Here is a 21,709-nt window from a genome sequence, read left to right on the forward strand (position 1 = left end):
GAATTGCACCGTCCATTTGTGCACCGGTGATCATGTTTTTGACATAGTCAGCATGGCTGGGCAGTCAACGTGGGCATAGTGGCGGTTGGTCAGTTTCGTATTCTACGTGTGCTGTAGAATGGTAATGCCACGCTCTCTTTCTTCTGGTGCGTTATCAATATCCGCGTAATCCTTGAACGTACCACCTTGAAGCTCTGCCATTACTTTGGTAATCGCCGCTGTCAATGTGGTTTTACCATGGTCAACGTGACCAATAGTGCCCACGTTGACGTGGGGTTTCGTTCTTTCAAATTTTTCTTTAGACATGACCAGTCTCCCCGCCAAGTATCGTCGTAAGCCAAAAACAAATTATTTAAATGGAGCCCGCAATCAGAATCGAACTGATGACCTCATCCTTACCATGGATGCGCTCTACCGACTGAGCTATGCGGGCCAGAATTTTCCAAACTAAAATGGAGCGGGTGATGGGAATCGAACCCACATAGTCAGCTTGGAAGGCTGGAGTTCTACCATTGAACTACACCCGCTTAACAGTAAACTCTCAATAAAAATGGTGGAGGGGGAAGGATTCGAACCTTCGAAGGCGGAGCCGTCAGATTTACAGTCTGATCCCTTTGGCCACTCGGGAACCCCTCCATCAAAAGAGTGGCATTTTCCGAGAAAGGCTGGCTGATGTCAACCTTTATCTTGCCCTGAATTCTAACCCGCACTGGCAAAGTCTGATTTTGCATTCTTCGCGTCTATCACTGCAGGCTGTTCGACTGCGTAGTATACTTCGGCCTGGTCTGAAACGAAATTCTCTCAACAGGAGTACACATGGAACAGTATCGCGGCACTACGATATTGTCGTACCGTCGTAACGGTGAAGTTGTTATTGGTGGTGACGGTCAAGTCAGCCTTGGCAACACCATTATGAAAGGCAATGCCCGCAAAGTACGTCGCCTCTATCACAACCGTGTCATTGCCGGATTTGCAGGCGGCACTGCCGATGCCTTCACACTGTTTGAACGCTTCGAAGCCAAACTCGAAAAACATCAGGGAAACCTGACCCGAAGTGCACTGGAACTGGCCAAGGATTGGCGTACCGATAGAATGATGCGCCGACTGGAAGCACTTCTCGCTGTCGCCGATGCTGAGGCTTCACTGATTATTTCGGGAAACGGTGATGTCATAGAACCGGAACACGGCCTGATTGCCATTGGCTCCGGCGGCCCTTTTGCTCAGGCAGCTGCGACAGCATTGTTGCAAAACACTGAACTGTCGGCCCGCGAAATCGTCGAAAAGGGTTTGAATATCGCTGCAGATATCTGCATCTACACCAACCATCACCTCACCATCGAAACACTGGATAGCAATAACTGATCATGCAAGCACTTACACCCAAACAAATTGTTCATGAGCTCGACAAACATATTGTCGGCCAACAAGCCGCCAAAAAAGCCGTCGCTATTGCACTGCGCAACCGTTGGCGTCGCCAACAACTGGACAACAGACTGCAGCAGGAAGTGACGCCAAAAAACATTCTGATGATTGGCCCCACTGGTGTGGGTAAAACCGAAATTGCTCGTCGCCTTGCTTCATTAGCTCAGGCCCCCTTTATCAAAGTCGAAGCGACCAAGTTCACTGAAGTTGGCTATGTTGGCCGTGACGTCGAATCGATTATTCGAGACCTGTGCGAAAGCGCAATGAAAATGTTACGCGAACAGGCCATTCAATCGGTCAAGACACAGGCATTGGACTCAGCCGAAGAACGCATTCTGGACGCCTTGCTGACGCCTGCAAGAGGCACGCTCACAGAAGAAGAATCCAATACTCGTCAACGCTTTCGCAAAATGCTGCGAGAAGGCAAGCTCGATGATCGAGAAGTAGAGCTGGAACTTCAGTCTCTGAATGTTGGTGTCGAGATCATGTCTCCACCCGGCATGGAAGAACTGACCAGCCAACTGCAAGACATGTTTCAGAACATGGGCACGGCAAAAACACGCAGTCGCAAACTTAAAGTTGGCAAGGCTATGCGTATTCTTTCTGAAGAAGAAGCCGGCAAATTGATTAACGAAGAAGAGCTCAAAGCTGAAGTTTTGTCATCGGTTGAGCAAAACGGCATCGTCTTTCTTGATGAAATTGACAAAATCACTCATCGCGGCGAGAGCGGCGGAAGTGGTGCCGATGTGTCTCGTGCAGGTGTGCAGCGTGACTTGCTGCCACTGGTTGAGGGCAGTACGGTCTCCACCAAATACGGCATGATCAAAACCGATCACATTCTGTTTATCGCTTCAGGTGCCTTTCACTTGAGCAAGCCTGCTGACCTGATCCCGGAACTGCAGGGTCGCCTGCCTATTCGTGTCGAACTGTCAGCACTCAGTGTTGATGACTTTATTCGAATTCTGACCGAACCCGATGCTTCGCTCACCGAACAATACATCGCTCTGATGGCAACCGAGGGCGTCCAATTAAGTTTTACCGAAGCTGGCATTCGCCGTATTGCCGAACTGGCCTGGCAGGTGAACGAAAAAACTGAAAACATCGGTGCGCGCCGACTTCACACTCTGCTGGAAAAACTTCTCGAAGAGATTTCGTTCCAATCTGGCGATAATGAAACGGTCCAGGTTGAAATTGACGCTGACTATGTCAACACACAACTCTCGTCACTGGCAGAAGATGAAGATCTGTCACGCTACATCTTGTAATTTGAAGGAATGACAATGAACCCCAATCCGGTTCCCAGTGAAATTCAGCTTCACAAACAATCAAGAAAGCTCGAACTGGTCTATGACGGCCAGCACTTCCAGTTGACAGCTGAATTTTTGCGGGTCAACTCCCCTTCTGCTGAAGTTCAAGGCCACGGGCCAGGCCAGGAAGTACTGCAAGTTCAGAAAGAAAATGTCGGCATCAGTCAGATTGAGCCGGTCGGCCATTACGCCATCAAAATCTATTTTGATGATGGTCACGACAGTGGCTTGTTCTCTTGGGATTATCTTTATCACCTGTGTGTTAACCATGACGAAATCTGGAGTCAGTATCTGGACAAGTTAACTGCGGCAGGTTACGAACGTGAGGCAGACTGCTGAACTGACCATGAGCGATAAAAATACCACTCACTTTGGCTACACCGAAGTTCCCGTCGAAGAAAAAGCCCGTCATGTGGCTGAAGTATTTCATTCGGTAGCCAGTAAGTACGACCTGATGAACGATCTGATGTCCATGGGTATTCACCGGCTCTGGAAACGGTTTACCCTCTACAACAGCCAGGTCAGAACCGGGGCGAAGGTGCTTGATATTGCTGGGGGTACAGGTGATCTGACCGCTCGCTTTTCGACCATGGTGGGTGAGCGCGGCCAGGTGATATTGGCGGACATCAATGCTTCCATGCTGAATGTTGGCAGAAACCGTCTGATTGACCGGGGACTTGCCGGCAATATCGATTATGTTCAGGCAAATGCCGAATCACTGCCCTTCCCGGATAACAGCTTTGACTGCATCACCATTGCTTTTGGTTTGCGAAATGTGACCGACAAAGACAAGGCGCTGGCTTCGATGTTTCGTGTGCTCAAGCCTGGTGGTCAGCTGATGATCCTGGAGTTTTCAAAACCAGCCGACTGGCTGGCTCCGCTCTATGATCAATACTCTTTCAAAGTTTTACCCAAACTCGGGCAGCTGCTGACCCGTGATGCTGAAAGTTATCGATATCTGGCAGAGTCCATTCGTATGCATCCTGACCAGGAAACACTTCTATCAATGATGGAAAACGCCGGCTTTGAACGCTGCCAGTTTCATAATATGACAGCGGGTATCGTTGCACTGCACCGGGGCTACAAATTCTGATGAAACCTGTCTGGTTGCTTGCCACTGAATCGACGCTGAACCGTGCATTACTGATTGACCCGGAAAGTCATCAGGCATTATCAGATTTTGAAGGCCGTATTGTCAGAATCGAAGTCAGCAATCTCAACTTAAGTCTCTCGGCAAGATTTGCCTCACAACAACTGCAGCTGGAAGTTGCCGAGTCTGAGCAAGCCGATCTGACACTGACCGCTGACAGCTGGGCCCTGCTCGAGCTGACACGTAATCCGGACACACTGTTTTCTCCGGCAGTTCGGCTGCATGGCGATGTGCAATTCGCCAAGCAACTTCAGGACTGGATGGCTGGATTCGACTTTGACTGGGAAAAGCAACTGGCGTCAGTGATCGGTGACAGCCTGGCTTTCCCGGTAGCTGAAGGCATCAGGCAAAGCTTTCGGTGGGCCAGGCAAAATCACCAGCACCTGCAGCAAGACATCGCTGAATACCTAAAGGAAGAAGTGCGCCTGTTGCCAGATCCGTCCGAGATTAACAACTTTATGCAGGCCGTTGATCGGCTGCGTGCAGATCTTGATCGCCTTGATGCCAAAATCGCTCGATTGGAAAAACAATGACAGTGCTATTTGAAATGCCGCGGGAGGCTGCTGAATGAGACTCGGTCAATTGGCTCGCCTCATCCAAATCAACCATGTACTTGCCAGGCATCGGCTTGATGAGTTTATTCAGACATTGCATTTTTTCAGACCACTACGCTTTCTGAGCTTGCTGTCTCCCTATCGTTGGCGAACGTCTGAAGACAGTCCAAGAGGCGAACGCCTTCGACTGGCTTTACAAGATTTAGGGCCCATTTTTGTCAAGTTCGGTCAAATCCTGTCAACGCGCCGGGATCTGATTCCTCCCGATATTGCCGATGAATTGGCCAAACTCCAGGATAAGGTTGCCCCCTTCCCGGCAGAGCAGGCACTGGCGTTAATCAAAGAAGCATTCGGTGAAGAGCTGTCGACAACCTTCAGTGAGGTGCAAACAACACCGCTCGCTTCGGCGTCCATTGCTCAAGTTCACGCTGCTGAACTGGTTACTGGTGAACAAGTCATCATCAAGCTGGTACGCCCCGGCATAGAAAAAGTTATTCGACGTGATATCGAATTGCTTTACACCCTGGCGGGGCTAGCACACAGATATTGGTCGGAAGGTAAACGTCTGCGACCACTGGAAATTGTCGCCGAGATGGAAAAAAACCTGATTGATGAACTGGACATGCTGCGTGAAGCGGCCTCCGCTTCTCAGTTGCAAAGAAATTTCCGTGACAGTGATTTACTGATTATTCCTAAAGTCTACTGGCCTTTGACCAAGCCCAGCCTGCTGGTTCAGCAGCGGGTTTACGGTGTTCCCATCAGTGATATCGAAACACTCAAGGCCAAGGGAATTAATCTCGAACAATTGGCCTCCATGGGCGTGGAAATTTTCTTCACTCAGGTATTCAAACACAGTTTCTTTCATGCCGATATGCATCCGGGCAACATCATGGTGGATATCAGCGATCCGCAACATCCACGCTATATTGCCATCGATTTTGGCATCATGGGCACGCTGGCCCCGGATGATCAGCGTTATCTGGCCGAAAACTTTCTTGCCTTCTTCAATCACGATTATCGTCGAGTCGCAGAATTACACATTCAATCTGGCTGGGTGCCGGCCGAAACCCGTATCGATGAATTCGAAGCCGCCATCCGCAGTGTTTGTGAGCCTATCTTTGCCCGGCCGCTCAAGGAAATTTCTTTCGGTCAGTTATTATTAAGACTGTTTCAGACGGCACGACGCTTTAACATGGAAGTACAACCGCAGTTGGTGCTGCTGCAAAAGACACTGCTCAATATTGAAGGCTTGGGCCGCCAGCTTTATCCTGATCTTGATTTGTGGCAGACCGCCAAACCTATTCTTGAACAATGGATGCACGAGCGGCTGGGTTGGCAGGCCGCATGGAGAAGCCTGAAACAAGAAGCGCCACTATGGGCAGAAACGCTGCCCACCTTGCCAAGGCTGGTTCACGACCTTGTTAACAGCACTCAACAGGCCAGATTGCACCAACATCAGGATGCACAGGATCTGCAGAAACTAAGAGTCGAAATCAAGGACGCCGGTTATCGCATGGCAACCGCAGTCACTGGTGCAAGCTTCATCATCGGTGCGGCAGTCATTAAAGGCCTGGATGGTTATGGGCCGACCATGCTGGCAGGGTTTCCTGTCACAAGCTGGGTACTTGGACTGACAGGTGGACTGTTGCTGTATTTCAGTATCGGCAGACGTGTCGATTAAAACAAACCGCTGATAACGCCGGCATCGTCAATATCAATGCGTTCACTGGCAGGGTGTCTGGGTAAACCGGGCATGGTCATCACATCACCACATAATACGACCAGAAAACCAGCGCCTCGAGACAACCTGATATCACGAATGGTCAGACTGTGCTCCTCGGGAGCGCCTCGTAGTGCCGGATCACTACTGAATGAATAGGGTGTTTTTGCCATACACACTGGCAGGTGACCATATTCTTCCTCAAGCCCCTGGATTTTCGCTTTCAGTTTGGCATCGGCTTCAACTGAGGTGGCTCGATACAAATCCTTGGCAACATGGCTGATTTTTTCCCACAAGGAGGTTTCATCTGGATACAAGAGCCGGGCCGTTGTTTTGGGTGACTCCAGTTTTTCAATCACGGTCCGGGCAAGTGTTTCGGCACCAGCACCACCCTCAGCCCAGTGTCTGGCAACAATCGCACGTGCCCCCATCGCTTCAACCCGTGATTTAACCAGTTCAATTTCTGCGTCGCTATCCTGGACAAAATGGTTGATGGCTACCACACACTCCAAGCCAAAATGTCTCTGCAAATTATCAAGATGCCGTTGCAGATTTGTCATGCCCTGTTCCAACGCCTGCAGATTCTCTGTTGCCAGCGCACTTACCTCAACACCGCCGTGATATTTCAGTGCTTTGACCGTCGCCACCACCACCGCCAGATCAGGTCGAAGTCCCGATTTACGACATTTGATGTTGATAAATTTCTCTGCCCCCAGATCGGCACCAAAACCAGCCTCTGTGACCACATAATCACTCAGTTTTAACGCCATCTTTGTGGAAATGACTGAATTACAACCATGCGCAATATTGGCAAATGGACCACCATGGACAAACGCCGGATTGTTCTCAAGCGTTTGCACAAGGTTGGGCTTGAGCGCTTCTTTGAGTAGCGCAGCCATGGCACCTTCTGCTTTCAAATCTCTGGCAAAGCGTGGCACTCCATCAAAACTGTAGCCAATCAGGATATCGCCAAGGCGTTGTTTAAGCTCGCTCAGAGAAGCGGACAGACAGAAAATCGCCATTACCTCAGAGGCCACGACGATATCAAAGCGATCTTCGCGCACAAAGCCATTGGCGACTCCCCCCATGCCGACAGTGATCTGACGCAGTGCCCTGTCATTCATATCCATGACTCTCTGCCAGACAATCTTGCGGGTATCCAACTGCAAGCCGTTGCCATGATGAATATGGTTGTCGATCATTGCTGCCAGCAGATTATGTGCCGACGCGATGGCATGAAAATCCCCGGTGAAATGCAGATTGATGTCTTCCATAGGCACAACCTGGGCGTAACCACCACCGGCCGCGCCACCTTTCATTCCAAAGCAGGGGCCCATTGACGGTTCACGCATGCAGACAATTGATTGCTTGCCAATGCGGTTCAGTGCATCACTTAAACCGATAGTTGTGGTTGTTTTGCCTTCACCGGCCGGGGTTGGGCTGATTGCCGTCACCAGAATCAGTTTGCCATCAGGTCGGTCAGCCAGTGACTGCATCACATCCAAAGACAGTTTGGCCTTATAACGGCCATAACTATCCAATTGCTCCGCCTTCAGGCCGAGTCGTTGTTGGGCCAGCAGGCTGACATCCTGCATTGTGGCCTGTTGGGCGATTTCAATATCTGACATAGCTATTTCGGCTCGGGCAAATAAGCCAGATTATACGCGACTTGGTTCATGACACATGGCTGCTAACATCCCCATCGACGACTGAGACCATGTTCAATACCTGCCTGGTCAAGAATTCTTGCGACCACAAAGTCAATGATTTCAGAGAGTTGTTGCGGTTTAAAATAAAACCCGGGATTTGGCGGCAAGATGCAGACACCTAATCGTGCAAGTGTGAGCATATTCTCAAGGTGAATCACGGAAAACGGAGCTTCACGGGGCACCATGATCAACTTGCGATTTTCTTTGATCATCACATCAGCTGCGCGATTGATAAGATTGTCGCTGCCGCCCACGGCAATCGCCGACAAGGTACCCATGGTGCAGGGGCAGACAATCATAGTGGGGATGCGATGAGAACCACTGGCCAGCGGCGAACTCCATTGCTGTTCGCCATATACCTGCAACTGTTCTGCCTGACAGGAAAATTGTTCGATAAGCAGGTTTTTGATGTCCGCGGCTCTTGCCGGCAGTTTCCAGTCCAACTCATCAGCAAGCACCAAACGCCCGGCCGCAGAAATCATCAGATGAACTTGCAGCCCCTGTTTAAGCAGTATTTCCAGCAGTCTTTGAGCATAAGGTGCGCCTGAGGCACCGGTAATCGCCAGAGCGATTTGTTTGTTATCAGTCACTTTTGCTCCAGTCTGTGCAGTACTTTTTCATGTATACCGGCAAAGCCACCATTGCTCATGATCAACAGACAATCCCCCTGCTGACTGTGTGTCGCCACATGCTCGACTATCGCCTCGACTGAGTCGAAAATTTGCGCTTTTTCACCCAGTTGCTTTTGAATCGCTGATAACGACCAGCCAAGCTGAGCGTCCTGATAGAGAATCACTTGATCGGCCTGTGCAAATGCGCCAGCAAGAGTTTCTTGATGCACGCCCATTTTCATAGTGTTGGAGCGAGGCTCGAAAATAGCTGTAATCTTTACTTCAGGCGAATGCGCCTTGAGTCCGGCTATGGTAGTGGCTATTGCGGTCGGATGATGCGCAAAATCATCGTAAACCCGTATACCGGCCACTTCACCACGCAACTCCAGGCGTCGCTTGACGCCAACAAAGGCAGATAAAGCTTCTGCGGCATGTTGCACTGTTACGCCTACATGATGGGCCGCAGCAATTGCCGCCAGCGCATTATCAACATTGTGCTGTCCCAGTAACCCCCAGTGAATCTGTGCTTGTTCGCCTTTATGAGCAACAACAAACGCAGACCCATCTTCTGTCAACAGTTTGGCTGTCCACTCGGCATCCGTAGCAGCAAAACGCTGAATCGGTGTCCAACATCCCATTGCCAGTGTTTGATTTATTGCATTGTTGTTATGAGGACAGATCACCAGTCCCTCTGAGGGGACAGTTCTCACCAAGTGATGAAACTGACGCTGGATGGCGCCAAGATCAGCAAAAATATCGGCATGATCAAATTCCATATTGTTGATCACCAGTGTTCTGGGCAGGTAATGAACAAATTTGGAACGCTTATCAAAAAATGCCGTGTCATATTCATCGGCTTCGATGACAAAAAACGGGGTTTCGCCCAATCTGGCGCTGCAGCCGAAGTTTTCTGGCACCCCGCCAATCAAAAAACCCGGTTGCATGCCAGCATATTCAAGAATCCACGCCAGCATGCTGCTAGTGGTTGTTTTGCCATGAGTGCCAGAAACCGCCATCACCCAACGACCACGTAATACATTTTCTGCCAGCCACTGCGGCCCCGAAACATAAGGCAAGCCCTGGTTGAGGACATATTCCACAGCAGCGTTGCCGCGTGTCATGGCATTGCCCATCACCACCAAATCGGGAGCCGGTTGGAGGTGTTCTTCTAAATATCCTTGCATGACTTCGATGCCCGCTGCAGCAAGCTGGTCACTCATAGGTGGGTAAACATTGGCATCTGAGCCGGTCACTTTTATGCCAAGTGATCTAGCCAATATCGCCAGACCTCCCATAAAAGTGCCACATACGCCGAGAATATGGATATGCATCATGAGGCGATACCAGACATCACCATCGCTGCAACAATCAACATGGTGATGGTATAGGCGATAGTGATAACAGCTGCCTGGCCGGGGCCAATATCCAGGGCACGACGAAAGATATGGGCTGTCACCAATAAACTCCAGATCATCAGCATGGCAAGCAGTGTCATGACGACAGGGCTGACATCAAAATCTGCTTCACTGCCGGCAATGACTGATAGCAGCGGCCAGGCCACAATGCCAAACAAAACTCCTGTACCGGCCATCGCAGAAATAGTCTGCTGATAACGCGTGTTCAAGCGGCGAAAATGTAGCAGGATTGCCACCACCATCATCATGACTAAAAGCTCGATACCAGTGAGCAAAACACTGTCATGTAGTTTACTTTGAAGCTGGTTAACCACCAAGCCGACCACAAAGTACAACGCCAATAGGGTTCTGAATAGGACAGGTGAAGCAGGCAAATCTTCTGGGCCCGCACGTAATAGACAAATGTCAGTCAAAGTTCGAATGATTTTCATGATGGGCATCATAGCGCGTCATCCGGGATGACAAAACCGGAAATTGACTTTTTTGCACATAAAAAAACCCGGCAACGTTACCGTTACCGGGTTTTTGACGATGCTACACGTTAGTCGTCGAGTGTCACGCCCCATGGAAAGGCACCCACTTCGATCTGTTTCAGCTCTTTTCTGGCTTGTGTATCGACCACAGATACCGTGCCACTGACACCGTTTGCTGTGTACAGTGTTGAGCCATCACGCGACAGGGTCAGACCCCATACACGATTGCCCACTGGAATGTTATCAAGCAGGTCGAGGGTATTTGCATCCATCACAGCGACCGAGTTACCACGGCCAGTGGTGACGTAGATAATGTTGTCATCCGGGCTGACGGCGATTTCCATCGGCCGGGAATTTTCGATGCTGTCAAGGCTGACACGCTTGATGATGCTGTAGCTTGAGGTATCGATGATTTGCACTTCGTTAGAAATCTCACTGGTTGAATACAGCAAGCTGCCATCGCTGTTGAATGCCAGACCTCGTGGACGAGCGCCCACAAGAATGTTGGCAATCACGGTATGGCCTTCGGTTTCAATGATGTGCACCATGTTGGATGATTCACTGGTCACTGCCGCGATGCTGCCATCGGGTGAGACGGCAACGCCTTCAGGTTCAATACCCACTGGAATGATGGCAATGATTTCGTTATTGACCACATCGATTACCGACGCTGTCGCATCATCTTCGTTAGACAGATAAATATTGCCGTTTGGCGCGACATCAAAGGCTTCTGGATCATCTCCAGAAACGAGTCTTGGTCCGACTTCCAGTGTTTTCACATCGACCGTCGCAATCGCATTGTCATCACTGATGGCGACATAAAGTGTGGATTGATCTGGAGACAAGCCAATGCCACGTGGTCGCTGACCAATATCGATTGTTGCCTCTACTTCGCCTGTTCTTGTATCAATCACACTGACGGTGTTGTCACGCTCGTTACTGGCGAACAGACGGTAGGTCGGGTCTGCCCAGACAGCGGTACTGAGCATGATCATCGATGAGGCGAGTAAATGTCTTAATTTCATATTATCTCCTTGGTTTTGTTTTTTTGTGCTTTTCAATATTTACTGGCAGCTGTTGTTTTGACCCAGACTGTCGAGCCCGCCGGAAACACCGCGTAACGGGGCCTCGGCAACAATTTCATTTGCCTCGTCAATCAACAGAATAATTTGTCTCAACTGGCCGTTTTCGCGAAAGGTCATACCATCCCCTTTTTGACCGTCAAAAGCAATTTCTGTTTTCAAGTAGGTCAACATGTCACTTGAATCAAGGTTCTGTGTTCTGGCAATGCTGTCTGTCACCATCTTGCTGGCTGCCCATCCTGCCCAGGCTTCGTCATCCATCGGAACGCCATGCGCCCTGCTAAAGCGATTGTTCAACTGGCGTGCAGCAAACTTTTCAAAGTCTTCGTGCCAGGCCTGAGCTGAGACCGGCGTATCTGGATTACGTTCCTGCCATTGGGCCAGCGCATCTTGTTTCATCGAATCACTGACGATAGTGCTCAGCAGGTTTGGCTGACAAGCTTCGCGTAAGGCATCTGAGCCCGAGGTCAGATTAAACACCGCAACATTAGACAGGCGTTCGTGTTGAGCGATATTGAGCATGGTCTCTTCATCAGTTGCCATCAGTAGTACGGTGATATCTTCAATTGAGTCGATGTCATCTGGGTTCACCACCTGGATCTGGTAGTTTTGACCAAGAAACTGTCCTTGCAGATTGGCTTCATCAACACCTTGCTGAACACCTTTCCAGGCCGAACCTGATTCAGGCCCTGCGTAGTGAAGGGTAACTTCCAACACATCAGCCATGGTTGCCGCTGGAATCAACAGCGCCCCACAAAATGCGCTTGCCAATAACTTTTTCAATTTCATTTATCTCTCCAGTTTTTATGCTCTAAATTACCGTAACGAATCTTAACCGTTCCTGAATCAGAAAAATCCTGAACTACTTTGACCCACTAACAATACTTAGACACATAAAAACACATATTTGTTCATTATCAATGAGATAGTAACTGATTAAATATTTCGAACTGTAAAAGAACAGGAATTTTTCCCATAAAAAGCCAGGACGATGGCCTTTTGATTCAAGAAAAGCAGACCGTTGCCGATAGATTGATCGACTGTGAAAATGCTCGGAAGAACAAATATGACCAAGAAATGGCAGGAGTTGGAGCTGCGTAACATCATGCAGGGCCTCGAAGAGTTTGCCACTTTTATCAGCTACCGTAGCCACTTTGGTGATATGCGCGTCATCAGCGTGGAGTCAGTTTCATCTTCGGACAGGCAAGCTGACAATTATCACTCTGCCGATATTCTGGCATTTAGAAAAAAGCCTGCTGACTCTCAACTAAACGAGTCGCCGCCACTTCAGCAAAAAATCCACTAAAAAAAAGCCCGGAAACCGGGCTTTTTTGTGACGTCAGACTTGGCTACCATCCGGGTTGGCATTCTCGTCTTCTTCCTTCTGCGGCGGCAACAAATCAGCCTTGCTTACCCCCATCGCCAAAATTGCGGCACTGGCCACGTAGATAGACGAATAAGTACCAATGAGCACACCGATCATTAGTGCTATCGCAAAGGCATGAATGACTTCGCCGCCAAAGAATAGCAGCGACAGTACCACTAGTAAGGTGGTCATCGATGTCATCAAGGTTCGACTGAGCGTGTTGTTCAAGGCCACATTAACCACTTCTTCAGGGCCACCTTTGCGCAGCTTGAGAAAGGTTTCGCGGATACGGTCAAAAACAACTATCGTATCGTTCAGCGAGTAACCAATCACCGCCAGAATCGCGGCCAATACCGTCAAGTCGAACTCCAGCTGCAACAGCGAAAATATGCCCACGGTAATCACCACATCATGGACCAGTGCGATGATTGAACCAAAAGCAAAGCGGTACTCAAAACGCAGTGCCACGTAGATCAGAATACCGAACAAGGCGTACAGCATGGCAAGACCGCCTTGTTCTGTTAGTTCCTCACCCACCTGTGGCCCGACAAACTCGACCCGGCGCAGGTCGATTGGCTGTGACTCCGCAGATTGCAACAGCGCCACCACCTGGTTACTGATTTCAGCCATATTTTCTGATTCAATCACAGGAAGCCGAATCAGCACTTCGCGAATTGAACCAAAGTTTTGAACCGAAGCATCTTCAAAGCCACCATTCGCCAGGGTACTCCTGATTTCATCAAGATTGGCGGCTTGCGGATATCCCAACTCAATCATGGTGCCACCGGTAAAATCGATTCCGAAATTAAGCCCGCGGGTAGTGATGGAAAAAATCGAGACAATAATCATCAACGCTGACAGCACCACCGCATAAGGTCGCATGGCCAGAAAGTTGATATTGGTTTCTCTGTTCAAAAATTGCATGTCGAAGAACCCTTATATTGACAGCTGCGGTCGACGCTGACGTCCGTATATCAGATTGACTACGGCGCGAGTGCCAATAATGGCCGTGAACATTGAAGTGATAATGCCAAGCGACAGCGTCACGGCAAAACCTTTGATTGTCCCGGTTCCGAATCCAAACAGCACCACTGCAGCAATCAGCGTGGTGATGTTGGCATCAGCAATGGTTGAGAAGGCCTTACCATAGCCAGAATCGATACTCGACTGCGGACTGTTACCCGCACGCAGCTCCTCACGTATTCGCTCAAAAATCAGTACGTTGGCATCAACGGCCATACCGACTGTCAGAACAATACCGGCAATACCCGGCATGGTCAGAGTGGCCTGCAGCATCGACAATAAGGCGACGATCAGCACCAGATTGAGTGCCAGCGCCAAATTGGCGACCATGCCGAAAGTACGATACGCAAAGACCATAAAGACCAGTACGAAAGCAAAACCGAGCATCACTGACATAAAGCCCTGCTTGATGTTTTCAGCCCCCATGCTAGGCCCGACAGTTCTCTCTTCCACAATCTCAATCGGTGCCGCCAGCGCGCCCGCTCTGAGCAGCAATGCCAGATCCCGTGCTTCTGAGGTACTGTCCAGTCCAGTGATCTGAAAACGCTTGCTAAGCTGATCCCGAATGGTTGCGACGTTGATGATTTCAGGTACCTGACGACGAATAGTCACCATCTCGCCATCCACTTCACGCAGTTCGGTTTTTGACTCGATAAACACCACGGCCATTGGATTACCGATGTTGTCCCGCGTGACGTTACTGAAGGCACGCGCACCCTGACCGTCAAGGGTCACCGACACGGCCGGCGAGCCGGTTTGACCATCAATAGTTGATTGAGCATTAATGACCTGATCACCTGTCACCATAACGCGTTTCTGTAACAGGAAAGGCCGACCATCACGGTGGTAAAGCAGATCCGAATTAGGAGGAACCCGCCCATTCACCGCATCCTGAACATCTCTTTCGAAATCCACCAGTCTGAATTCAAGCGTGGCAGTTGCACCGAGGATATTTTTTGCTTGAGCGGTATCCTGAACCCCCGGCAACTGAACAACAATCCGGCTGTCACCCTGTTGCTGTACCGTGGGCTCTGCTACGCCCAGCTCGTTAATACGGTTACGCAGGGTCGTGATGTTTTGTTGCAGCGCCATGCTCTGTGTTTCTCTAAGCGCTTGCTCAGTCAATTGCATAACCAACAGTGGGCTTGCATCTCCGTCCTGACTGGAAACTTGCAGCTCAGACAGCTCACGATTAATGCGACGATCTGCCTGATCACGCTGTTCGGCATCGCGAAACGCAACCACTATACTGTCACCTTCGACTTCTACACGTGTGTAACGAAGGTTTGCCTCACGTAGCAGGACACGAATATCGCCAGCAAAACTGTTCAGACTTTGTTGGCGGACCGCGTTCATATCCACTTCCATCAAGAAGTGAACACCACCGCGCAAATCAAGGCCCAGGTTCATTGGGCTTGCACCCAAAGCGGACAGCCATGATGGGGTGTTCGGCGCCAGGTTAAGAGCGACGATAAAGTCACCGCCCAGCTGCTCGCTTAATAATGCCTGCGCCCGAAGCTGAGTATCACTGTCGTCAAAACGAAACAGCAGACGATTGTCTAGCAATTCTGCACGCTTGAATTGAATATCAGCATTTTTCAGCTTGGTCTCGGCTCTATTGACCAGATCCAGATCAACTGAAGCTGTTCGCGTTGCGGAAACTTGAACTGCAGGATCATCACCAAATACGTTGGGCAATGCGTAAATAAAGCCCACCAGAAGCACAACCACAACCAGCAGGTTTTTCCACATGGGATATTGATTCATGTTGCTTTCCTGTCTTGTTGACTACTGCCGAGGGCAGTAGTGGCAAGATTAGATTTTTTTCAGGGTGCCCTTGGGCAAGACAGAGCTGACAGATTCACGACGCACTTTGACGACCACTGATTCTGCAATCTCAACGGTCATTGCGTTGTCATTGATCTCAAGAATTTTGCCCATGATGCCGCCATCTGTGACAATTTCATCGCCTTTGGCCAGCGCCGCCTGCATGGCACGATGTGCTTTTGCTCGTTTTGATTGTGGTCTGATCAACATCAGATAAAACAGCACCAGCAGTATCACCGGGAAAGCAAAATCCAGAAGACCTGGACCTGTCGAAGCGGCTGCATTGGCATAAGCCGGCGAGATAAAGAAATCCATCATAATTCCTCAAAAATTAGTCATTCAAAAGAACGCGATTATGCCACAGGCGTCCCGTGCGGTGATAGCACTGCTTCCTGCGCTTATTCGACTGATTGACCACGCAGCGCATAAAACTGCTGCCTGAATGCTTGCAATGAACCACTGGCAATCGCTTCACGCAAACCACGCATCAGCGTCTGATAATAATGCAGGTTGTGGATAGTGTTCAGTCTGGGTCCCAACATTTCACCGGTGCGGTCAAGATGATGCAAGTAAGCTCTACTGTAATTTTGACAGGTGTAGCAGTCGCAATAGGGATCTAACGCAGAGGTGTCATCTTTGAAACGGCTGTTGCGGATTTTGATCACGCCTTCGTGAACAAACAAATGGCCATTTCTGGCATTACGTGTTGGCATCACACAATCAAACATATCCACACCCAAGCAAACCGCTTCGACCAAATCCTCTGGGCGACCTACGCCCATCAGGTAACGCGGTTTGTCGGTGGGCATCTTATCGGCTAGATGAGTCAGTATTCGCAGCATATCTTCCTTGGGTTCGCCCACAGAAAGTCCACCAATGGCATAGCCATCAAAGCCGATTTTTTTGAGTCCCGCCAGCGATTCATCACGCAGCGCCTCATGCATTCCTCCCTGCACAATGCCAAACAAGGCTGATTGGTTGTCCCCATGCGCTTGCTTGCTGCGTTCGGCCCAGCGCAGAGATAATCGCATCGATTCTGCCGCAGTTCCCTCATCCGCAGGATACGGGGTGCACTCATCAAAAATCATGACAATATCGCTGCCCAGTGCACGTTGAACTGCCATGGACTCCTCAGGGCCCATAAACACCTTGTCACCATTTACCGGTGAACGAAAATGAACGCCTTGCTCGGTAATTTTTCGCAAATCACCAAGACTGAAAACCTGAAAACCACCTGAGTCTGTGAGGATTGGCTTCTGCCAGCGCATAAAGTCGTGGAGATCACCATGCGCAGAAATAACGTCTGTGCCAGGACGCAACATCAAATGAAATGTGTTGCCAAGCAGGATTTCAGCGCCTGTATCAGCGACTTCTTCCGGTGTCATCGACTTCACCGAACCATAAGTCCCCACTGGCATAAATGCTGGCGTTTCAATGCTACCGCGGCTAAACGTGATGCGCCCGCGACGCGCAAATCCGTCACTGGAAAAATGCTCAAATTTCATGAAAGAATCCCGATAAAATGCCGGCACAGCATAGCATTTTCATGAAGCCATCAAGCAAAATCACAACCTTTTGGCTATCTTGCGGTAGGATCTGTAGCCGTTGTTTCCTGGAAAATAAAAATGACTGAATCCCCAATCATTGTGGCGCTGGATTTTGCCAGCCTCAGCACGGCACTTCATCTTGCCGATCAACTTGACCCAGACAGATGCCGTGTCAAAGTCGGCAAAGAACTGTTCACCAGAGAAGGACCTGCGGTCATTCATTCATTGCACAATCGGGGATTCGAAGTCTTTCTGGATCTAAAGTTCCACGATATTCCCAACACAGTTGCCAAAGCCTGTGCAGCGGCTGCCGATCTGGGAATCTGGATGCTCAATGTTCACACACTAGGCGGTAGCGCGATGATGTATGCAGCCCGCCAGGCCGTGGGTACAGCAACAGATGCACCTCTGCTGATTGGTGTCACCTTGCTGACCAGTATGGATCAGGCAACTTTCAATGAAGTCGGTCTAAGCGGTGACATGCCGGGCACTGTCCAAAAACTGGCTTTGCTGGCGAAAGACAGTGGACTGGACGGTGTTGTTTGTTCTGCACAAGAAGCCAGTTTATTACAGAAGGCGTTGGGAAAAGAGTTCTGTCTGGTCACACCGGGTATTCGCCCAAAAGACAGTGTCGCCGATGATCAGCACCGGACCATGACGCCAATAGATGCTGTTCAGGCGGGTAGTCACTATCTCGTGATTGGCCGCCCCATCACAGGGGCGCTTAATCCAATGCAAGCACTTGCTGAGATTGAAGCCAGCTTGGGCTGATTCAAACAAAAAAAACCGGGCAAGCCCGGTTTTTTTATCATCGATTAAAGCTGAATCAGACTTTAAATTTACCAGATGCTTCCTGCAGCTGTGCAGACAAGCTACTCAGTGTCTCTACGGCTTTCGATGTTTCACGAGCACCTTCGGCAGTGTGATCCGCTACCTGGCTGATGTTAACAATGCCTCGATTGATGCTCTCTGCCACTGAAGTTTGTTCATTGGCAGCATTAGAGATCTGTTCACTCATCTCATCCATTGTCGAAATCATGGCTGTAATGGTGTCCAGTGCGGCCCCGGCGCTTGCAGCTTTCTCAACGCTGGTTTTAGCTCGCTCACGACCTTCATTCATTACTTTTACAGCCTGACGTGCACCTTGTTGAAGACGCTCGACCATTTCCTCAATTTCGTGAGTAGATGACTGGGTTCTGGCCGCCAGCGTTCTGACTTCATCGGCAACCACGGCAAAACCACGACCATGCTCACCAGCACGCGCAGCTTCAATAGCCGCGTTCAGCGCCAGCAGGTTTGTTTGTTCGGTAATGCCACGAATAACATCAACGATCGCACCGATGTTGCCGATATCAGCTTCGAGTTTGCTCAAGGTATCGGCGGCTTTTTCAACTTCACTGGCCAGTGAGTCGATAGACTCCATGGTTTCAAGTACAACCTGTTTACCCGCTTTGGCTTCGTTATCAGCATTTTTTGCAGCTTCAGCGGCATTAGATGCTGTCCGGGCAACTTCCTGAACAGAAGCCGCCATTTCATTCATTGCAGTGGCAACTTGTTCGGTTTCAGACTGCTGCTTCAGTACACCATCGACCGTTTCTTTACTGATGACAGCCATGTTTTGAGTAGCGGTATTGAGCTGGGAAACACCACCAATCAGGGTATGGACCAGGTTAGCAACATTTTTTCTTGCGCTGTCCAATTCAAAAGCCATCCAGCTAAAATCACTCTTTCCAGAAATAGCAATTTTCTGGGTCAGATCGCCCTTTTTGATATTCTGAATACCGCTGACCAGCGTGTTAGCCCGGCTATCGCCAAAACGGCCAATCAGATGCGCCAGATACATGATGATCACACTACCGACCACAACAACGGCGATGATAATCTGCATCTGCGTCGCATAATCGAGAGTGCTACGAATCATCAATAAACTGGCGACCGCCAGCAACAGCAAGCCAATAATGCCAAGGCCGGCCACTATGTACATGCGCTTTCTCAGCGAGTAATTTTCTAATTTAAACACGGTCTCTCTCCAATGCTAACCGGGCGGTAATTTATCATGCTTTATTATGCATACAAGCTGACACCTGTTGTCAGCACTCCTGTGTGTGCCTCCCTGGCATCATCTTGCTCAATGTTGTCGTCAACAAGTACGCCAAATTGAGTTTCCATGGCAAGTTTTTGCTCTTCCTGATTTTTATGTGATTCATCAGATGCCTGATCATTGACCTCGGCATCGGTCAATTGCAAGCCATTTTCGCTCAGGCTCTCCCGCAGGCGAGGCAGCGCCTGTTCAAGTGCTTCACGTGTTGTGGCATTAGCCGCCAAAAAGGTGACACTGGCCTGTTCATTCTGAACGGTCAAACGGACCTCTACAGGACCAAGGTTGGCTGGGTTCATCCTTAACTCCGCCTGATGCACGCCCTGTTTGGCCATCCATGAAACACGACTTGTCATGACTTTTGCCCAGGCAGGATTATTCAGCGTGGGCTGAACGTCAAGCAACGGCACAGAGGCTGAACTTGCGTTTCCAGCGCCAGTTGTGACGACCGGGGTCAACATCGGCGCCAGCAGGTTTACCGGCCCGTCCGTTCTGGGGGTGGCAGATCCAGTTGCGCCAGGCAGTGATAATAATTGCCTTGTTGATGACTGAGCATCGGTTTTGGCGTTCACAGCGACAAAATTCTGATTACGAGCATTAGGTGAATTGAGCGCCTGCAAAATATCAGGACGAATGGCGTTTTTGACAGGTTTGTCTGTTTCAGTTGCAATTTCTGAAGCAGCATGTGTTGGATTTCTGACTACTTGAGACTCAGAGTTTCTACGCTCACCGCGCGATTGATGCTGTGCGTTTGCTTGAGCAGTCTCAGTAGTTTTGCCCTTACGGCTCATGGTTTGCTGTTTAGATTCTGACTGTGAAGCGGCCAACACAAAAGCATCGGCGTCCTCAACAACCTCCTCCTCTTCCAACCCTTCTGCATCGTCGCTCTCGGCAACTTGGGTCTGTTCGACATCCTCATCCGGCAAGATCTTGCCGTCATCCACCTCACTTTTTTCCGCTTTATCCTTCAATTCCGCTGCAGATTCTGCATCGGCTTGCTTATCTCGGCTACTGACCGAGTCGCCCTGAGTAATTTGTCGATCCAGTTCTGAGATAAATGAGGATTGCTGCCCTGATTCAACGTCAGCGCTGCCTGCAGCTTTCACAGGTGCTCTGTTAGCGGCGGTATCCAAATTGATAGTCAGTGTTTGAGCCATTGCATGCATCTCGATGGGAGGAGAAGTCTCGTTAAAAAAGACAAAGCAAACGATGTGCCAATCAAAGCCCCTATATTCAGAATAATTCTATGTCGCCGCTGTCTACCGATTTCTGGGAGACCGACTTATGGGAAACCGATTTGATTTTCGGGTGAAGATTATCAAAGGTTTCGCGGATTGAGCGCATTTGCTCAAGTTGATTATTTAACAGTTCTGGCTGACTGTTAAGCTGGTGTAGATCCCTCACAAGATTAAGCAGTTCAGTGGCTGTCTCAAGTCGTCGACCCACATGCTCGGCCAGCTGAGTATTCATGTCTTCGAATTGCAAGGATGTCACAGCCTGATTGATAAGACGTGAAATTTCCCCACTCACACCACCTGTTTCACGAATGACTTTTTGACTGGCCTGATTTATTTCCATCAGCGTCTCGGTCATTTCAGCCACTTTGGCCTGGCTGTTCACTACCGTCGTTGTATCAGATGAAACAACGCGATCGACAACCTCGGTAGCCAAATTGAGCGCTGATTTGACATCCATGGTCAGCTGATTGATCTGATCGCTAAACAGATCCGACTTTTGCGACAGTTTGCGGACCTCATCAGCAACGACCGCAAAACCACGACCGGCATCACCAGCCCTGGCTGCCTCAATTGCCGCATTGAGTGCCAGCAAGTTGGTCTGAGAAGCAATGTCTTTTACATCATCGAGTAATGCGGTCACTGCGTTAACCTTGACCGTCATATCCTCAAGACGCTGCATAAGAAAATGGCTGTCCTCACTGTTGTCAGAAACAGTCTTCACAAAGTAATTCATTAGCTGTTCGGTTTCAGCAATAAACTCCGCAAAGCTGTCATGCTCTTCAGAGTGGTTCATCAAACCATTGAGAAGCTCAATTTCTCGACTGACTTGAGCATTTAAGCCCTGAAAACTCTCTGTTAACTGAGCAACTGCAGCGTGAGTCAACTGCATAATCTGGTTATTTTCTTCGCTGATTTGCTCAAGTTGTTGCTGTAGCAACACATGTGCTTCACGATAGAGTTCCGTGGATTGTTGCTGAGCCGCTGAGATTGGAACCTCTGAATTTATCATGTTGGCTTCATTGGTCGATTCACTGTTCGACCACTGCCACAATACGGCAATCAGCAGCACGGCAACCAAAGCTGGCCAGGCAGTCAGCCAGGCAGTCAGTAATCCGATCACTAAGGTGCCGCCCCATAACATTATTTTTTTATTGTCAGGCATATTGC

Annotated in this window: 21 protein-coding genes, 3 tRNA genes and 1 pseudogene; 8 read left to right on the forward strand and 17 right to left on the reverse strand. The window is 49.6% G+C overall.

The window, feature by feature from the left end; all coding sequences use genetic code 11:
- The 4 genes and pseudogenes from MPL1_RS05860 to MPL1_RS05875 all read right to left on the reverse strand — a co-directional run.
- Window positions 1-306, reverse strand: a pseudogene (locus MPL1_RS05860) (GTP-binding protein); the annotation flags it as partial.
- 51 nt (window positions 307-357) lie between these two features.
- A tRNA-Thr gene (locus MPL1_RS05865) sits at window positions 358-433 on the reverse strand.
- A gap of 20 nt (window positions 434-453) precedes the next feature.
- Window positions 454-527: transfer RNA gene (locus MPL1_RS05870), tRNA-Gly, on the reverse strand.
- A gap of 24 nt (window positions 528-551) precedes the next feature.
- A tRNA-Tyr gene (locus MPL1_RS05875) sits at window positions 552-636 on the reverse strand.
- Between the two features lie 180 nt (window positions 637-816).
- On the opposite strand from MPL1_RS05875, the gene hslV reads away from it, so the two are divergent.
- From hslV to ubiB, 6 genes are read left to right on the forward strand one after another with little or no spacing between them, the layout of a single operon-like run.
- Window positions 817-1,362, forward strand: coding sequence for an ATP-dependent protease subunit HslV (hslV, locus tag MPL1_RS05880; protein WP_009726207.1), 546 nt, complete (start codon window positions 817-819; stop codon window positions 1,360-1,362).
- 2 nt (window positions 1,363-1,364) lie between these two features.
- Complete coding sequence (hslU, locus tag MPL1_RS05885) at window positions 1,365-2,687, forward strand: ATP-dependent protease ATPase subunit HslU (RefSeq protein WP_009726208.1); 1,323 nt, start codon at window positions 1,365-1,367, stop codon at window positions 2,685-2,687.
- A 15-nt stretch (window positions 2,688-2,702) separates the two neighbouring features.
- Entirely contained in the window at window positions 2,703-3,068 is a 366-nt protein-coding gene (locus tag MPL1_RS05890; RefSeq protein WP_009726209.1) for a gamma-butyrobetaine hydroxylase-like domain-containing protein, read from the forward strand.
- A 7-nt stretch (window positions 3,069-3,075) separates the two neighbouring features.
- A complete protein-coding gene (gene ubiE / locus MPL1_RS05895; RefSeq protein ID WP_009726210.1) occupies window positions 3,076-3,822 on the forward strand; it encodes a bifunctional demethylmenaquinone methyltransferase/2-methoxy-6-polyprenyl-1,4-benzoquinol methylase UbiE in 747 nt (248 codons plus the stop codon).
- A complete protein-coding gene (locus MPL1_RS05900) occupies window positions 3,822-4,412 on the forward strand; it encodes a ubiquinone biosynthesis accessory factor UbiJ (protein ID WP_009726211.1) in 591 nt (196 codons plus the stop codon). The genes ubiE and MPL1_RS05900 overlap by 1 nt, the downstream gene beginning before the upstream one ends.
- 34 nt (window positions 4,413-4,446) lie before the next feature.
- The gene (gene ubiB / locus MPL1_RS05905) at window positions 4,447-6,114 is read left to right on the forward strand and encodes a ubiquinone biosynthesis regulatory protein kinase UbiB (protein ID WP_009726212.1); all 1,668 of its coding nucleotides are present in this window, start codon (window positions 4,447-4,449) and stop codon (window positions 6,112-6,114) included.
- On the opposite strand, the gene MPL1_RS05910 is transcribed toward ubiB, so the two are convergent.
- The 6 genes from MPL1_RS05910 to MPL1_RS05935 form a co-directional block, all read right to left on the reverse strand.
- A complete protein-coding gene (locus MPL1_RS05910) occupies window positions 6,111-7,781 on the reverse strand; it encodes a formate--tetrahydrofolate ligase (protein WP_009726213.1) in 1,671 nt (556 codons plus the stop codon). The genes ubiB and MPL1_RS05910 overlap by 4 nt on opposite strands.
- Window positions 7,782-7,843: 62 nt before the next feature.
- Entirely contained in the window at window positions 7,844-8,452 is a 609-nt protein-coding gene (locus MPL1_RS05915; RefSeq protein ID WP_009726214.1) for a flavin prenyltransferase UbiX, read from the reverse strand.
- Window positions 8,449-9,804, reverse strand: a complete 1,356-nt coding sequence (gene mpl / locus MPL1_RS05920; RefSeq protein ID WP_009726215.1) for a UDP-N-acetylmuramate:L-alanyl-gamma-D-glutamyl-meso-diaminopimelate ligase — start codon at window positions 9,802-9,804, stop codon at window positions 8,449-8,451. The genes MPL1_RS05915 and mpl overlap by 4 nt, the downstream gene beginning before the upstream one ends.
- Window positions 9,804-10,319, reverse strand: coding sequence for a hypothetical protein (locus tag MPL1_RS05925; RefSeq protein ID WP_152417596.1), 516 nt, complete (start codon window positions 10,317-10,319; stop codon window positions 9,804-9,806). Before MPL1_RS05925 ends, mpl begins: the two co-directional genes overlap by 1 nt.
- A gap of 110 nt (window positions 10,320-10,429) precedes the next feature.
- Window positions 10,430-11,386, reverse strand: coding sequence for a PQQ-dependent catabolism-associated beta-propeller protein (locus MPL1_RS05930; RefSeq protein ID WP_009726217.1), 957 nt, complete (start codon window positions 11,384-11,386; stop codon window positions 10,430-10,432).
- Window positions 11,387-11,425: 39 nt separating this feature from the next.
- Window positions 11,426-12,232, reverse strand: coding sequence for an ABC transporter substrate-binding protein (locus tag MPL1_RS05935; RefSeq protein WP_009726218.1), 807 nt, complete (start codon window positions 12,230-12,232; stop codon window positions 11,426-11,428).
- A 277-nt stretch (window positions 12,233-12,509) separates the two neighbouring features.
- On the opposite strand from MPL1_RS05935, the gene MPL1_RS05940 reads away from it, so the two are divergent.
- The gene (locus MPL1_RS05940) at window positions 12,510-12,749 is read left to right on the forward strand and encodes a hypothetical protein (RefSeq protein WP_009726219.1); all 240 of its coding nucleotides are present in this window, start codon (window positions 12,510-12,512) and stop codon (window positions 12,747-12,749) included.
- Between the two features lie 33 nt (window positions 12,750-12,782).
- Here the strand turns inward: MPL1_RS05940 and secF are convergent, their stop codons facing one another.
- The 4 genes from secF to tgt all read right to left on the reverse strand — a co-directional run bounded on the left by secF (window position 12,783) and on the right by tgt (window position 17,164).
- On the reverse strand, window positions 12,783-13,733 hold the full coding sequence (gene secF / locus MPL1_RS05945; protein WP_009726220.1) for a protein translocase subunit SecF: 951 nt from the start codon (window positions 13,731-13,733) through the stop codon (window positions 12,783-12,785).
- A 12-nt stretch (window positions 13,734-13,745) separates the two neighbouring features.
- Window positions 13,746-15,599 (reverse strand): protein translocase subunit SecD, encoded by a 1,854-nt coding sequence (gene secD, locus MPL1_RS05950; protein ID WP_009726221.1) that lies wholly within the window; start codon window positions 15,597-15,599, stop codon window positions 13,746-13,748.
- A gap of 48 nt (window positions 15,600-15,647) precedes the next feature.
- Complete coding sequence (yajC, locus tag MPL1_RS05955) at window positions 15,648-15,974, reverse strand: preprotein translocase subunit YajC (protein ID WP_009726222.1); 327 nt, start codon at window positions 15,972-15,974, stop codon at window positions 15,648-15,650.
- An 83-nt stretch (window positions 15,975-16,057) separates the two neighbouring features.
- Window positions 16,058-17,164, reverse strand: a complete 1,107-nt coding sequence (tgt, locus tag MPL1_RS05960; protein WP_009726223.1) for a tRNA guanosine(34) transglycosylase Tgt — start codon at window positions 17,162-17,164, stop codon at window positions 16,058-16,060.
- Window positions 17,165-17,284: 120 nt separating this feature from the next.
- Here tgt and pyrF point away from each other — a divergent pair, with 120 nt between their 5' ends.
- Window positions 17,285-17,977 carry an orotidine-5'-phosphate decarboxylase gene (pyrF, locus tag MPL1_RS05965; RefSeq protein WP_009726224.1) on the forward strand — a complete coding sequence of 231 codons (693 nt, stop codon included), beginning with the start codon at window positions 17,285-17,287 and terminating at the stop codon, window positions 17,975-17,977.
- 55 nt (window positions 17,978-18,032) lie between these two features.
- Here the strand turns inward: pyrF and MPL1_RS05970 are convergent, their stop codons facing one another.
- From MPL1_RS05970 to MPL1_RS05980, 3 genes are all read right to left on the reverse strand, one after another.
- Window positions 18,033-19,226 carry a methyl-accepting chemotaxis protein gene (locus MPL1_RS05970; protein ID WP_235045541.1) on the reverse strand — a complete coding sequence of 398 codons (1,194 nt, stop codon included), beginning with the start codon at window positions 19,224-19,226 and terminating at the stop codon, window positions 18,033-18,035.
- A gap of 44 nt (window positions 19,227-19,270) precedes the next feature.
- Entirely contained in the window at window positions 19,271-20,461 is a 1,191-nt protein-coding gene (locus MPL1_RS05975) for a flagellar hook-length control protein FliK (protein ID WP_009726226.1), read from the reverse strand.
- Between the two features lie 76 nt (window positions 20,462-20,537).
- Window positions 20,538-21,704: a methyl-accepting chemotaxis protein gene (locus tag MPL1_RS05980; protein WP_009726227.1), complete on the reverse strand. Its 1,167-nt coding sequence runs from the start codon at window positions 21,702-21,704 to the stop codon at window positions 20,538-20,540.
- Window positions 21,705-21,709: the final 5 nt, after the last annotated feature.

The organism is Methylophaga lonarensis MPL, from assembly GCF_000349205.1.
Classification (GTDB): Bacteria; Pseudomonadota; Gammaproteobacteria; order Nitrosococcales; family Methylophagaceae; genus Methylophaga; species Methylophaga lonarensis.